Origin of the sequence: Tardiphaga sp. (assembly GCF_028290495.1) — a bacterium.
In the GTDB taxonomy this organism is placed as follows: Bacteria; Pseudomonadota; Alphaproteobacteria; order Rhizobiales; family Xanthobacteraceae; genus Tardiphaga.
Window position 1 is genome coordinate 1 of the sequence record NZ_JAQGJT010000052.1, and the last position, 14,172, is coordinate 14,172.

14 protein-coding genes are annotated in these 14,172 nt (G+C 64.1%); 7 read left to right on the plus strand and 7 right to left on the minus strand.

What is annotated here, in order from left to right:
* The 4 genes from JWQ24_RS09930 to JWQ24_RS09945 all read left to right on the plus strand — a co-directional run.
* A partial coding sequence (locus JWQ24_RS09930) for an FAD-binding protein (protein ID WP_299807143.1) occupies positions 1 to 1,288 on the plus strand: 1,288 nt, incomplete at its 5' end.
* A complete protein-coding gene (locus JWQ24_RS09935; protein ID WP_299807145.1) occupies positions 1,285 to 1,608 on the plus strand; it encodes a 2Fe-2S iron-sulfur cluster-binding protein in 324 nt (107 codons plus the stop codon). The genes JWQ24_RS09930 and JWQ24_RS09935, both read left to right, overlap by 4 nt.
* Positions 1,609 to 1,643: 35 nt before the next feature.
* Positions 1,644 to 2,513: an ABC transporter substrate-binding protein gene (locus tag JWQ24_RS09940; RefSeq protein WP_299807147.1), complete on the plus strand. Its 870-nt coding sequence runs from the start codon at positions 1,644 to 1,646 to the stop codon at positions 2,511 to 2,513.
* A 28-nt stretch (positions 2,514 to 2,541) separates the two neighbouring features.
* Positions 2,542 to 3,666 carry an LLM class flavin-dependent oxidoreductase gene (locus JWQ24_RS09945; RefSeq protein ID WP_299807149.1) on the plus strand — a complete coding sequence of 375 codons (1,125 nt, stop codon included), beginning with the start codon at positions 2,542 to 2,544 and terminating at the stop codon, positions 3,664 to 3,666.
* Positions 3,667 to 3,863: 197 nt separating this feature from the next.
* On the opposite strand, the gene JWQ24_RS09950 is transcribed toward JWQ24_RS09945, so the two are convergent.
* The 4 genes from JWQ24_RS09950 to JWQ24_RS09965 all read right to left on the minus strand — a co-directional run bounded on the left by JWQ24_RS09950 (position 3,864) and on the right by JWQ24_RS09965 (position 7,669).
* Positions 3,864 to 4,901, minus strand: coding sequence for an acyl-CoA dehydrogenase family protein (locus tag JWQ24_RS09950; RefSeq protein ID WP_299807151.1), 1,038 nt, complete (start codon positions 4,899 to 4,901; stop codon positions 3,864 to 3,866).
* A gap of 240 nt (positions 4,902 to 5,141) precedes the next feature.
* Positions 5,142 to 6,152 (minus strand): NrtA/SsuA/CpmA family ABC transporter substrate-binding protein, encoded by a 1,011-nt coding sequence (locus JWQ24_RS09955; RefSeq protein ID WP_299807153.1) that lies wholly within the window; start codon positions 6,150 to 6,152, stop codon positions 5,142 to 5,144.
* Between the two features lie 33 nt (positions 6,153 to 6,185).
* Positions 6,186 to 6,890, minus strand: coding sequence for an ABC transporter ATP-binding protein (locus JWQ24_RS09960; RefSeq protein ID WP_299807154.1), 705 nt, complete (start codon positions 6,888 to 6,890; stop codon positions 6,186 to 6,188).
* The gene (locus tag JWQ24_RS09965) at positions 6,887 to 7,669 is read right to left on the minus strand and encodes an ABC transporter permease subunit (RefSeq protein ID WP_299807278.1); all 783 of its coding nucleotides are present in this window, start codon (positions 7,667 to 7,669) and stop codon (positions 6,887 to 6,889) included. The genes JWQ24_RS09960 and JWQ24_RS09965 overlap by 4 nt, the downstream gene beginning before the upstream one ends.
* 448 nt (positions 7,670 to 8,117) lie before the next feature.
* On the opposite strand from JWQ24_RS09965, the gene JWQ24_RS09970 reads away from it, so the two are divergent.
* Positions 8,118 to 9,191: an LLM class flavin-dependent oxidoreductase gene (locus tag JWQ24_RS09970; RefSeq protein WP_299807156.1), complete on the plus strand. Its 1,074-nt coding sequence runs from the start codon at positions 8,118 to 8,120 to the stop codon at positions 9,189 to 9,191.
* A gap of 122 nt (positions 9,192 to 9,313) precedes the next feature.
* Here JWQ24_RS09970 and JWQ24_RS09975 read toward each other — a convergent pair whose 3' ends face one another.
* The gene (locus JWQ24_RS09975) at positions 9,314 to 9,520 is read right to left on the minus strand and encodes a hypothetical protein (protein WP_299807158.1); all 207 of its coding nucleotides are present in this window, start codon (positions 9,518 to 9,520) and stop codon (positions 9,314 to 9,316) included.
* 330 nt (positions 9,521 to 9,850) lie between these two features.
* On the opposite strand from JWQ24_RS09975, the gene JWQ24_RS09980 reads away from it, so the two are divergent.
* Complete coding sequence (locus JWQ24_RS09980) at positions 9,851 to 10,693, plus strand: CmcJ/NvfI family oxidoreductase (RefSeq protein WP_299807160.1); 843 nt, start codon at positions 9,851 to 9,853, stop codon at positions 10,691 to 10,693.
* Positions 10,694 to 10,736: 43 nt separating this feature from the next.
* Here the strand turns inward: JWQ24_RS09980 and ssuD are convergent, their stop codons facing one another.
* A complete protein-coding gene (ssuD, locus tag JWQ24_RS09985; protein WP_299807162.1) occupies positions 10,737 to 11,885 on the minus strand; it encodes an FMNH2-dependent alkanesulfonate monooxygenase in 1,149 nt (382 codons plus the stop codon).
* 12 nt (positions 11,886 to 11,897) lie between these two features.
* Complete coding sequence (locus JWQ24_RS09990) at positions 11,898 to 13,235, minus strand: LLM class flavin-dependent oxidoreductase (RefSeq protein ID WP_299807164.1); 1,338 nt, start codon at positions 13,233 to 13,235, stop codon at positions 11,898 to 11,900.
* A gap of 414 nt (positions 13,236 to 13,649) precedes the next feature.
* On the opposite strand from JWQ24_RS09990, the gene JWQ24_RS09995 reads away from it, so the two are divergent.
* Complete coding sequence (locus JWQ24_RS09995) at positions 13,650 to 14,159, plus strand: Lrp/AsnC family transcriptional regulator (protein ID WP_299807166.1); 510 nt, start codon at positions 13,650 to 13,652, stop codon at positions 14,157 to 14,159.
* The last annotated feature ends 13 nt before the right edge of the window (positions 14,160 to 14,172 follow it).

Below are 14,172 nucleotides of genomic sequence, written 5' to 3' on the forward strand. Positions count from 1 at the left end.
GGTGTCGAAAACGCTGCGCGGCGCGGTCACGCGCCGCAAAGGCATCCGCAAGGCCGGCGACCTCGTGATTGTCGATCTCGTGCGCGACGGCGGCGAAATCACCGGCGCCGTGGCGTGGCATATTTCGACCGGCGCCACCGTCACCATCGCCGCCAAGGCGACGATCGTCGCGACCGGCGGCCTGACGCGGCTCTATCGCCGCAACAGCGCGTCCGCGAACATGGGCGGCGACGGCTACGCGCTCGCGCTGCGCGCCGGCGCCGAACTGATCGACATGGAGTTCGTGCAGTTCTTTCCGATCGGTCATCTCGCGCCTCGCTTGGTCGGCATGGATCCGATCATGTGGGATCCGTTCCGCTACAAGCTCGGCGGCAAGTTGCTGAATTCCGAGATGCGCGAGTTCGAGGAAGACTACGCCACGCGCGACACCCGCAGCGACGGCAAATACGTGCTGACGCGCGACCTGGCGACCTACGCCATCACCAAGGAAGTGGAAGCCGGCCGCGGCAGCCCGGCGGGTGGCGCCTTTCTCAGCTTCCAGCATGTCCCCGCGGCCGAGATCCGCGCCGCTTTCGGTTCGGTGGTGGACCGGCTCGCCGGCAACGGCATCGATCTCGCGAAGCAGCCGGTCGAAGTCGCGCCGATGGCGCACTATCACATGGGCGGCATCCGCGTCGATGAAACGCTGCAGACGCGCGTGCCCGGCCTTTATGCCTGCGGCGAGGCGGTCGGCGGCGCCAACGGCGCCAACCGGCTGTCCGGCAATGCCATCACCGAAGCCTTCGTGTTCGGCGCCCGCGCCGGCCGCAATGCCGCGCAGCGCGCGGCCACGGTTTCGTTGCAGTGGTCGGAAGAGGCGGCCCGCCCGGCACTCGATCTGCTGCGCAGTGCTGCGAAGCGCGACGCGCCGAATCCGGCGGCGGTGGTGGTGCAGTTGCAGGCGGTGATGGCCGACGATGTCGGCCCGTTCCGCACCGACGGGAAACTGCGCGCGGCGATCGCTTCGATCGAACAACTCAAACAGGATATCGGCGATACGCCGGTATCCTCCGAAGCTGCCTTTGACTCCGTGCTGGTGGGCTGGTTGGACCTGCGCAATGCACTTCTGGTCGCGCAGTCCGTTGCCGTGCCGGCGCTGGCGCGTACCGAGAGTCGCGGCGCGCATCAGCGCGACGATCATCTCAGCCTCGACGATGAAGCGTGGTGCGTCAACCAGATCGTGGATCTCTCGGACGGCGCGATCCATCTGCGTAAGGTCGCCCCCACGACCGGAAAGGCCGCATTATGAAAGCCACCCTCCGCATCCAGCGCGGTGCATTCGGCGAGACGCCGCGGCAGGAGACGTTCGACGTCGATTTCGAGCACGGCCAGTCGGTGCTGGATGGGCTGCGCGCGATCCGCCGCGGCACCGATCCGTCGCTGGTGTTTCGCTTCGCCTGCATCAATGCCAATGCCTGCAAGGAATGCATGATGCAGATCGACGGCAAGATCGACTACGCCTGCACGGTACGCCTCAAGGAAGGTGAGACGGTGCTGGCGCCGCTGCCGAAGAAGGCCCTGATCCGCGATCTCGTCACCGAGATCGCGCCGCCTGACGAGCGGCTGTAGCGGCCCCATTTCCCTTCATCATCACGAGTAATGCCATGACCTATGTCGTCGGGGCCCACCCGCAAAACCTGTCGCTGTCGATTCTGGCGCGGCGGCCGCAGGCCGTCGCATCGTTGCGCGAGAAGGGGCTGCAGTTCTTCGTCTATGCCGCGGGGTCGCAGACCATCCCGTTGATCAAGGCCGGCGTGCTGCATCTGGCCGGAACCGGCGCCACACCGCCGATCCTGGCCAAGGCCGAAGGGCTTTCGGCGGCGGTGTTCGGCATGTCCGGCTCGCGGCCGGAGCGGGGTGGCCTCTTGGTGCGCGCCGACAGCGGCATTCACGATCTGAAGGGCCTTGTGGGCAAAGGCATCGGCCTGATGCCGATCTCCTGGCACACGCAGTTTCTCGCCACCGAACTCGACGCCGCCGGCCTCGCATGGCGCGACGTCCGCGCCGCGGAAATCCTGCCCGCGACGGCAAAGGATGCGTTCATCGATGGCCTGCTCGACGCCATCGTGGCCACCGATCCGCTGTATGCGCAAATCGCCAGCCGCGTGAAAACCCGTGTGCTGGCGTCGCCGGGCACGATCTTCTCCAATCGCTCGGTCTATTGGGGATTGAGCGAACTGGTAGAGGACCGCGCCGGGCCGGTGCGATGGTTGCTCGATGCGCTGATCGAATCCGACCGCGCTGTCGCGGCCAATCCGCAGGAGGCCGCAGCCCTGCTCGACGGGCTGAACGGCAACACCGCCGCGCAGTGGCTGCCGGCGCTGACATCGCGCCCGTGGGGCGTCGTGGCTCCGGATGATGCGTTCCTGCACGAACAGCAGCGCCACGCCGACATCTTCACCCGGTTCGGCCTGATTCCGCGCCAGATCGATGTCACCGACACCGTCGACATCAGCCACTTCGCGACCGCCTGACACGTCCTGCAATCAACGAGGTTTCACGATGGAAGTTCTTTGGTACCTGACCGGCCCCGACGGCCGCTACCCCTGGCGCCCGGACGGCGCGCGCAAACTCAGCTATCCCTATTTTCAGCAATTGGCGCGGGCGGTCGATCATCTCGGATTCACCGGCGCGCTGCTGGCCACCGGCGCGCATGACGCCTGGGTGCAGGGCGCCTCATTGATTCCCTTTACTGAGAACTTCCAGCATCTGGTTGCCGCCCATCCGCCGCTGCTGTCGCCGACTTTGCTGGCCAAGATGATCACGACCTTCGACCAGTTCTCGAAAGGGCGGCTGCGCGTCAACATCGTCAATGGCGACGCCAAGCTGATGGCGCAGAACGGCGTCCATCTCAGCCATGACGAGCGCTACGCCTACACGGATGAGTATCTCACGGTGCTGAGCGGCCTGCTGCGCGGCGAAACGGTGAACTTCAATGGCGAACACATTCATGTAGTCGATGCCGGGCTGTCGCTGCCGCCGTACCAACGCCACGTGCCGCTGTGGTTCGGCGGCTCCTCGCCTGCCGCGCATGAAGTCGCGGCCAAGCACATAGACACCTATCTGTCGTGGGGCGAAACGCCGTCGCAGGCCGAGACCAAGATCAAGGAGGTGAAGCACCTTGCGGCGCGTCACGGCCGGGCCGACAAGATCAGCTTCGGCATCCGGCTTTACGTCATTGTGCGCGAGACCGAAGCCGAGGCGTGGGCCGCCGCGCAGGATCTGTACGACCACATGGATGAGGCCGCGATCGCCGGCGCGCAGGCCTATGTCGCCAATATCGACTCCGTCGGCCAGCAGCGGATGTCGGCACTGCATGGCGGTCGCAAGCCGAAGGATCTGCGCGAACTGGAGATCGAGCCGAATCTCTGGGCCGGGATAGGTCTGGTCCGGCACGGTCCAGGCACCGCGCTGATCGGCAGCGCCGAGCAGGTCGTCGCTCGCATTCAGGATTATCGCGACGCCGGCATCGAGGTGCTGATCGTCTCGGGCATGCCGTTGCTGGAAGAGGCGTATCGGTTTGCCGAACTGGTTCTGCCGCACCTTCCGGTCGATCGCGTCGCCGATGACGGCGTCACCTCGGCCTGGACCAAAGACCGCGACGCGGCGTGGCAGAAGAAAGCCTGACGAATATTTGTCGAGAAATACATGGACCGCGGGCCGTCATCCGCTGTCCCGGCGATGAGTTGGCATATCGTGACGCCCCGCCCTCCGCGATAGCCTCTCGCTGTTTGCTTCGATCATGCTTGGCGGCTGTTCTACGGACCAGACGGGAGAATGCTGGATCGACCAACCGATCTTGCGGCAACGTCGATGATCTTAACTCAGAAAAAGCCCTTGGCCGGCAGCGGCGTGCCGTTGACCTCGTAGACGCCGATCGCCTGCGCCTTGTACGTCACCGGATTGTGCGACGACAGCGTACGCGCGTTGCGCCAGTGGCGGTCGAGATTGTCGGACCTCTTGGTGGCAGACGCGCCGCCGGCATCGAACAGCAGGCTGCCACTGCGGATCGCGAGTTCATCGACGACGATCTTGGCTTTGGCGGCGGCTAGCGCTGCGTCCAGCGCCGGCTTCGTATCCGTCGGGTCCACGTGCCATGCGGCGCCGGAGACATCCAGCGCCTCGGCGGCGGCAAGCACCGCGGCTTCCGCGACAAAGGCGTTGCTGGAGATCAGGCCGATGGTTTGCTGCAGGATCGGATCGTCGGCGGGCTTTTCGGTCGGCGCGTAATAGAAGCTGCGCGCACGCCGCCGCACCAGCGCCGTAGCATCGCGCAGGGTGGCGGCGGCGATACCGGCATTGATCGCAGTGAGAAACAACTGCGCAAACGTGTTGGCATAGGCCGCGCCGTAGCCGATATTCGGCGTGTCAAAGATCACTTCGGCTTTTTCGACGCGGACATTGCGGAAATGCGTGGTGCCGCTGCCGGTCAGGCGCTGACCCGAGCCGTCCCAGTCATCGACCAGTTCGACGCCCTCGCGCTTCACCGGGATGATGGTGGCGGCAAACCGGCCGTCGGCGGGATGCGAGACGCGGACCAGCATGGAATCCGAGAAAAGCGAGCCGGTGCTGTAGTATTTCGTGCCGTCGAGCCGGTATCCGTCGCCGTCCTCTGTGATGACGGTGGCCAGCGTGACATCGCCGACCTTCGCGGTGCCGAGCTCGGTGCTCGCCAGTCCGATGAGGTTGCCGTGCACGATCTCGTCGCGCCACTGGCGGCTTTGCGCGTCCTGCGGCGTCAGCGCCAGACGCTCGACCACGCTGAAATGGTTGCGCAGGATATGGGCGACATTGGCGTCTGCCGTTTGCCAGCCTGATAATGACGGCGAGCAGTTCGCGGACCGTCGCGCCGCCGCCGCCATCGGCCTGCGGAATCCGCAGCGCGCCCAGCCGGGAACGGCGGATCAGGTCGATCTGCTCGTAAGGCAGCACCCGGTCGCGTTCGCGCTCCAACTCGCCTTGCGCGATGTGGTCAAACAAAGCCTGCAGGTCCGGCGAGTTGGCGGTCAAGGGCTGCGCGAAGCTGAAGGCGTGGCTGGGAGCGGGCTTGTTCATGGAGGCTGCCTTGCGTGCTTTGGGTGGCGATGCGATCGAGGGCCGCGTCAGATGTTCGCGAGATGATCGGCGACCGTGATCTTTTCTGGCAGCACCTTGCGTTCCGTCAGCCAGTCGGCGGCGGTCTGCAGCTCCGCGACGAACTTCTTGTCGGTGACGGGGAGGAGCTTGTAGGTGCGCTTGCGTTCGATGAACTGGTCGCGGACCTGGTCGCTGTATTTGGCGACTTTCTGCACCAGCGTCTCGGCCTCGACGATGTTGGTATTGACCCACTGCACCTCGGCCTCGTAGGCGGCGGCGATGGCGCGCACGATGGCCGGGTTGTCCGTCGCGAATTTTCGCGAGGTGACGTAGGAGGAATAATCGATCTGGAAGGGGAGATCGCGGCCTTCGTTGAAGATATCGTGGGCCTTGTAGTCGATCCGCGCGATATCGACGCTCGGGCTCCACATCGACCACGCATCCACCTTGCCCGCGGCCAGCGCAGGTGCTGCGTCCGGCGGGTTGAGGTAGACGAACTTGACCTTGGAGCGGTCGACCTTGTGTTTCTCGAGTGCGGCGATCAGCAGGAATTCGCCGAGTCCGGAGCGGTTGACTGCGACCGACTTGCCGACAAGATCCTCGACCTTGTTGATGCCGGAATCGTCCCTGGCGATGATTGCCGTGGTGCGCGGCTCGTAGAGCGCGAATTGCGCGAACACCAGCGGCGAGCCGGCGATGATCGCCGCGAGTGCAGGGGTGGTGCTGCCGCCGAAGCCGTAATCGGCGCTGCCGCCGGTGACCGCCTGAAGGGTCGGCGCATGGTTCGGGAACGGCCCGAGCCATTCCACCTTGATGTTGTCCTTGGCCAGGATCTTCTCGAACTGTTCGCGTTCCTTGGCGATCAGCGTCAGGCCGAAATAGCCCCAGGTCAGGCGCACAGTGTCGGTTTTGCGGCCGGTTGCCTGCGCGTCGGCCGGGACGGTGGCCGCGAGGCTGAGACCAGTCATGGCGCCGACGCCGAGCAGCGAAGTCTGCAGCAGTTGACGGCGCGACGGCGTGAGAAAGCGGTTCGACATGAATTGTGTTCCTGTGAGAATACGGAGTGAGATTCAGGCAACCTGAAGCTTGGTGACAACGCCGAGTTCGTGCAGCAATTGCCCGCGCGAGGCGGCGGGAAGTCCGCGGAGCGCGCGGTGCTCCGACGCAATCGCGCCGTCGCGCATCACAAGGATGCGATCCGCCAACGCGATCGCTTCGTCGACGTCATGGGTGACGAGCAGTACGCCGGGCCGGTGCCGCGCCACCAGCTCCTTGACCAGCACGTGCATGCGGATACGCGTCAGCGCATCGAGCGCGGCGAAGGGTTCGTCGAGCAGCAGCAGTTGCGGCTCCTGCACCAGCGCCCGCGCCAGAGCGACGCGCTGCGCCTGTCCGCCCGACAGGTTGCGCGGCCAGTCGTCGAGCCGGTCGCCGAGACCGACCTCGACCAGCGCCGCAGTGGCGCGCTCGCGCACGGCGGGACCGGACAGGCCGAGCGACACGTTCTGCCACAGCGTGTCCCACGGCAGCAGCCGATGTTCCTGGAATACGACCGCCGGACGCCCGGGCGCATTGATACGCCCGCTCTGCACCGGATCGAGCCCGGCCAGCGCGCGCAGCAACGTCGTCTTGCCGCAACCGCTCTCGCCGAGCAGGGCCACGAACTCGCCGCGCTCGATACGCAGGTTCAGCCTGTCGATGACGACGCGATCGCCATAGGCCTTTGTCAGCCCGGTGACGATGACCGCCGGATCGCTTGCCGTTGCAAATGTCATCGCGCACCTCTGGCGTAGTTCGGATGCCAGGCCAGCAGCCGGCGCTCCAGCAGCCGGGCCATCGAATCGGCGGCGACGCCGATCAGGGCGTAGATCACGATGGTCAGCACGATCACGTCGGTGCGCAGGAATTCGCGCGCGTCCATCGCGAGGAAGCCGAGGCCGGATTGCGCGCCGATAGTTTCGGCGACCACCAGCGCCAGCCACGCGGTGGCCAGCGAATAGCGCACGCCGGTGAGGATCGACGGCAGCGCGCCGGGCAGGATGATGCGGCGGATCAGTTGCCAGGTGTCGAGGCCCTGCACGCGGCCGAGTTCGACGAGCTTGGGATCGATCTGGCGGATGCCGAGCGTGGTGTTGATGTAGATCGGGAAGGCCACGCCGAGCGAGACCAGGAAGATCTTTTGCGCCTCGCCGACACCGAACCAGACGATCACCAGCGGCACCAATGCCAGAAACGGAATCGCGCGGACCATCTGCACGCTGCGGTCGATCAGCGCCTCGGCGATGCGCGAGAAGCCGACGATGGTGCCGAGCGCGAAGCCGATGCTGCCGCCGATCGCAAAGCCCGCCGCGGCGCGCAGCATGCTGACGCCTAGGTCGTTGAGCAGCGAACCCGACAGGGTCAGTTTCCACGCGGTCAGCAGTACCTTGGAAGGCGCGGGCAATACCTGCGGCGACAGCCATCCCGCCCGCGCCAGCGTTTCCCAGACAATGACGAGGATGATGGGCGCGATCCAGGACAGCAGCAGAAGACTGGGCTTGCGTGCAACAGCAATGCGTGGCGTCGGCGCGACGCGCGCGGCTGCCACATATTCCTGCTGGATGACGTAGTCGATGTTGCTCACCGCATTGATCCCGTTCGTCGCGGTGATGTCCGCGAACTCAATTGATGATATGACGCGCAAGCCAGCGGCGTCCGGAGATTCTGCGGTGAAAACATTCTCCCCCTGATAATAAGTCGGTTTGCTGCGCCAACGCCTTCGTCTGGAGGCCAGTGATGCTCTGCTGGCGTGAGACGTAGAAAACAAGCCTTCACAATTTCCTGCAATGCGTACGGGCAGCGCCGGCCGAAGAAGATTTCATTCGACGGGTAGCCGAGTGTGAAAAATCATTCTCATCCTTTTGAGTGAACCATCTTGATCGCGCGCGCCGTGGCTTTCGCGGCTTGCATTAACTTCGCGCCGTGCGTTTATGGGCCGAACCATTGCAGGCGTGAGGGCAAGCATGAGCATGGCACCGATTCGATTTGGCGTGTGGGCCCCGGTTCACGGACCGCGCGCGGCGCATCAGGATCCCGAGGAGCCTTACAATGCGTCGTGGGAGCATAACCGCGATGTCGTGTTGCAGGCGGAGGCGCTCGGCTTCGACTCCACGCTGATCGCACAGCACACGATCAATCCGCATCAGGAGGATCTCGATCAGCTGGAAACCTGGAGTTCCGCGGCGGCGCTGGCCGCGCTGACGAGCCGGATCGAGATTATCGCGGCCATAAAACCCTATTTGTTTCATCCGGTGGTGCTGGCCAAGATGGCGCTGCAGATCGAGAACATCAGCCGCGGACGCTTCGCGCTGAACCTCGTCAACGCCTGGAACAAGCCCGAACTGGAAAAGGCCGGCATCGGCTTCGCCGAGCATGACGACCGCTACGCCTATGGCAAAGAATGGATATCGATCGTAGCTAGGCTAACGGCCGGCGAGCGCCTGACGCACAAGGGTGAAAACTTCGACATCCGCGATTATGCGCTGCGACCGACAGATCTGTACCGCGTACGCCCGGCGATCTATGTCGGCGGCGAGTCGGAGCCGGCGCGCGATCTGGTGGCTGATCATGGCGACGTATGGTTCATCAACGGCCAGCCGCTCGCCGATGTCGCGGCCCTGATCGCGGACGTGGCGTCGCGGCCACGCGCCGGCGTGCCCCTGCGCTTCGGCCTGTCTGCCTTCGTTATCGCGCGCGACACCGACGCTGAGGCCGAGCATGCACATCAGCGGCTGCTTGACCTCGCCAAGCTGGATGCACCGATCAAGGCGATTCAGCGCGCCAACACCGATCCGAAGGTGGTGATGATGCAGACCATGCAGAAGTCGCCGCGGGTCGGCAGCAATGGCGGCACCGCGGCGGGGCTGGTCGGAAGCTATGACACCGTCGCCGCCCGCATCCGCGAATTCCATGCGGCCGGGATCGAGCTGTTCATGCTGCAGTTTCAGCCGCTACAGGCCGAGATGCAGCGCTTCGCAGAGGAGGTGTTTCCACGCGTGAAGGGAGAGTTGGCCACCCGAACGGTTTCATCGCGCTAGGCGGGGGCGGCTTTCCTCATTGAAAGAAACAGACGAACAGCGCGAGGAAGGTCGCATGTCCGAATACCAGGGCCGTCATTTTCGCTGGATACATTTTCTCGCATCCCGGTCGTCGCGGTCGCTCACATCGCGGGCGCGATGCCGTCGCTTTCGATATCGGCGCGTAGCAGCTGCAGTGCGCGGCTGAGTTGAACAGCCGGCGTTACCAAGGTCACGTCAGCCTCGCCGACGGCGGGCCTCGGTGCTTGCGCAGAATGATAGGTTCCGGCAATCGTCGCGACAGCAAGAACGCCGGCAATGGTAACGGCAAGAACGGGGGGATGTGACATCAAGCGTGAACTCCTGAACGACCAGCATTAACCGCCTGCCCGATGTGTTTTGGAATTCCAAATTTCGGCAGATGATGCGCCAATTGTTCTTTCAGCGCGCCAAAAGCAAGACGAAACCGTCGCCCAAAACGGCGGCGTTCGACTCACGAAAAGAAATGCCTGAGTTTTTCGTCAATCCTAAAATGAAGTTATCCCGACACGCTGGCCGCACGAAATCATTCTCTTATTTTCATGGCGCCGTTGGCGTCCGCGTTTACCGAGGCCAGATTTGAGGGTGGAGTCTGCCCGGACGTCATCAACAGAGCAGTCCTCCGCAACCGGGAGAGAGTCATGGGATTGCAGAACGGGAAAATCACGACATCCTCATTCGTGACCGCCGACGTGAATTATCTGGCGCCGACGAACGGCCGGCCCCGCACCTATACGTTCGAGCCGCCGGCCGGCGAACCGCGCTCCAATGTCGTGCCGGAGCCGCATGCCGTGCCGATCCACGATGCGCGGCCGGGCAGCGATCGCTTCACCATCGATGAACACGGATTTGCGCTGGTGCGGCAGCACAGCGCCGTCGCGGATTTCTACGACGATGACAACGTCAAGAGTGTCTATTATCCGGAGGCCGAGCGTCTCCTGAAGGAGATCACCGGCGCCGACCGGGTGTTCGTGTTCGATCACACTGTGCGCAAGCGCGTCGATGGCGTGGCCGACCGGGAGGGCGGGCCGCGGCAGCCGGTGGCGCGCGTGCATGTCGATCACACCGAAAAATCGGGATTGCAGCGGGTGCGCGATCTGATCCCGAACGAGGCCGAAGAATTGCTGAAAGGCCGCGTGCAGATCATCAACCTGTGGCGGCCGATACGCGGGCCGTTGAAGGATTCGCCGCTGGCGGTGTGCGATGCCCGCACGGTCCGCCCCGATGAGTTGATCGGATCCGATCTGGTCTATCCGCATCGCGTAGGCGAGACCTATTCCGTCAAGTTCAATCCCGCGCATCAATGGTACTACGTGCCCGACATGGTGCCGGATGAAATCCTGCTGCTGAAGTGCTTCGACTCGAAGAAGCAGGGCGTGGCGCGCTTCGCCCCGCACACCGCCTTTATCGATCCCACCGCGCCACAAGACGCGCGGCCGCGCGAAAGCATCGAGCTGCGCACGCTGGTGTTTCACGCCAACTAGGATGGCGTGAAGTCAGGCCGGCGCACATGGCGCCGGCCTGACTTCACGACGTTGCCGCATACCTCGTCGAGAATTCGCCGATGATGTTGGTGCGGGCGCGCAGCCGGGTCGGCTCGATGCCGAGTTCGGGGAAGACGAGCTCGGCGACGCGATAGGCTTCCTCGAGATGCGGATAGCCGGAGCAAATAAAAGTATCGACGCCGAGGTCCTGATATTCACGCAACCGCGCCGCGACCGATTTGGGATCGCCGACCAAAGCGGTACCAGCACCCTTGCGGACCAGGCCGACGCCGGCCCACAGATTGGGGCCGATCACCAGCCGGTCGCGCCGGCCGCCGTGCAGTGCGGCCTGGCGCTGCTGGCCAACCGAATCCATCACCGCAAAGCGTTTTTGCGCAGCTTCGATCGCGGCGTCGGAGACTTCGCTGATCAGGCGATTGGCGGCAGCCCAGGCTTCGTCCTCGGTTTCGCGGACAATGATGTGGATGCGCAGTCCGAACCGCATCTTTCGCCCACGCGCGGCCGATTTCTTGCGCACGGCCTCGATCTTTTGCGCGACATCGGCTGGCGGCTCTCCCCAGGTGAGATACATATCGACCTGGTCGGCGGCGAGATCCTGACCGGCATCGGACGATCCGCCGAAATACAGCGGCGGACGTGGCTGCTGCACCGATGCAAAGTCCAGCCGTGCGCCGTCGACCTTGTAATAGCGCCCGTCGAAATCGACCGTCTCGCCAGCGAGCATGCGCCGCCAGATTTCGAGAAATTCTGCTGCCTGTCTGTAACGCTCGTCATGCGGCAGAAAAATTCCGTCGCCGGCGAGTTCGACGGCGTCGCCGCCGACCACCACATTGAGCAGCAGGCGGCCGTCGCTGAGGCGATCCAGCGCCGCGGTCTGCCGGGCGGCGAAAGCGGGGGAGGTCACGCCGGGGCGCAGCGCCACGAGGTACTTCAATTGCTCGGTCACCGCGGCGAGACCCGTGGCGACGATCCAGGAATCCTCGCAGTGCTGACCAGTCGGCAGCAGAACGCCGCCATAGCCGAGTCGGTCAACGGCGGTGGCAACCTCCTTGAAGTAGCGAAAGTCCGGCGGGCGCTGCTGTCGGCTGGAGCCAAAGTAGGCGCCGTCGCCGTGGGTGGGAATGAACCAGAACATGTTTGGCGGGACGCGGGTGGGCGACGACAGGGTCATAACAAATCTCCTTCAGGCAGGAATAGCGGCGCCGGCGCGCTTCGCGTAACGGCTCGGCGGGCGCTCGAGGCCGAAATGGTCGCGCAACGTGCGGCCTTCGTACTCGCTGCGGAAAATACCGCGCCTCTGCAGCAGCGGCACCACTTCGTCGACAAAGACCTCAAGCCCGGTCGGCAGCACGTCGGGCATCAGGTTGAAGCCGTCGGCGGCGCCGGCTCTGAACCAGGTCTCGATATCATCGGCGATCGCCTCAGGCGTGCCGATGATAAAGCGGTGGCCGACCCCGCCGCCGAGCGCCTTCAGCAATTGCCGAACCGTCAGGTTGTCCTTGCGCGCCAGCGCGACGGTGCCGAGAAACATCGTCTGGTTGGCGTTGGCCGGCAGCGGCAGGTCGGGCAGGGGCTTGTCGAGTTCGAGCCTGTCAGGCGAGACGTGCAGCGTGCCGGCGAGGCGCGCCAGGCTGTATTCGATCGGCACAAGCTCCCACAGTTCGTCCTGTCGCCGCTTCGCTTCCGCCTCGGTGCTGCCGATCACCGTCGCCAGTCCCGGCAGGATCACGATGGAGTCCGACGCGCGGCCATAGGCGACGGCGCGGGCGCGCAGGTCGCGCGCATAGGCCACGCCTTCCTCGACCGACTGCGCCAGCGTGAACACGGCGTCGGCCTGCGCGGCCGCGAGATCGCGGCCGTCGCCGGAGCCGCCTGCCTGCACGGTGACGGGACGCCCCTGCGGCGAGCGCGGCACGTTGAGCGGGCCATCGACCGAATAATACTGGCCGCGATGGTTGATCGCATGCACCTTGCCGGTATCGACGAAGCGCGCGCTCGCCTTGTCGCCGACAAAGGCGTCGTCCTCCCAGCTATCCCATAGCTTGTGGACGACCTCGACGAATTCCTTGGCGCGGTCGTAGCGCGCCCTGTGCTCGAGTACGGCGGGCAGGCCGAAGTTGCGGCCGGCCGCAGCGTCCGCGGTGGTCACCGCGTTCCAACCGCTGCGTCCGCCGCTGGCGTGGTCCAGCGTCGCAAAGCGCCGCGCGATGTTGTACGGCTCGTTATAGGTCGTGGATGCCGTCGCGATCAGCCCGATATGGGTGGTCGCCGCTGCCACACTTGCCAGTACGATGGTCGGCTCCAGCGACTGGATCGGGCGGTAGTCAACGCGGTCGGTGATCGCCGGCGTATCGGCGAGAAAGATGGCGTCGAATTTGCCGCGCTCCGCGACCCTGGCGACGTTGACGTAGTGGCCGACATCAAACCCCGCATGGGGATCGCTCTCCGGCCGCCGCCACGCCGATGCATAGACGCCCGAATGAAGCAGGTTGACGTTGAGGTGTAACTTTCGTGTGGCCATGGCGGTATCCCGGTTCGCGGTGGTTCAGGTGTGTGGCTGATGCTTTGGAAGCAGTAGGATCGTCTTGTTTCAGAATGCGGAGCGGTCGCTTTCATCCATCGATGACGTTGCAGAACGAATGATATTTCAAACTTCGGTCGTAAGCAGCATTGGTAACCGAAGCCCGTTGTGTTTCGGCGGTGCGCGCATTTAGATCGCGCCACAAATAGTTATCGCGTTGCATCACCGAGATGAAGAGACAACGACTATCTCTGGCGCAGTTCAATACGATCGCGGCGTGCGCGGCGTCGTTCGTAGTGAAAACATGCGCGGATGATCGTGATGCAGGAATATTACTTCTGCAGCGCCGTCGGTCGTAATGTCCGCGAAATCTCTCACCCACATTGCAGTGCACATCACTCAGGAAACACTCTTATGGCCGATGATATTACGCCGCCTCTGGAAGTCGCCCGCCGCATCGATGCCATCGATCGCAAGATCCTGCGTGTGTTGCAGGAGAATGCGTCACTTTCCGTGGCCGACATCGGCGAGCGCGTCGGGCTGTCCTCGACGCCGTGCTGGAAGCGTATCCAGCGCATGGAACAGGACGGCATCATCACCGGAAAAGTAGCGCTGGTGGATCAGAACAAGATTGGCCTTGGCATCACGGTTTTTGTTTCGGTGGAGAGCAACGATCATTCCGACGAATGGCTGAAGAAGTTCGCTTTCGCGGTCAGGGCGATGCCGGAGGTGATGGAGTTCTATCGCATGGCTGGCGACGTGGATTACATGCTGCGTGTCGTGGTGTCCGATATGCAGAGCTATGACGTGTTCTATCGCCAGCTCATCGCCGCCGTCGCGCTGAAGAACGTCACCTCGCGCTTCGCGATGGAGAAAATCAAATCCATCACGGCGTTGCCGGTGCCCGCCTATCAGGCGGCCTGAGCTCCAACCAACA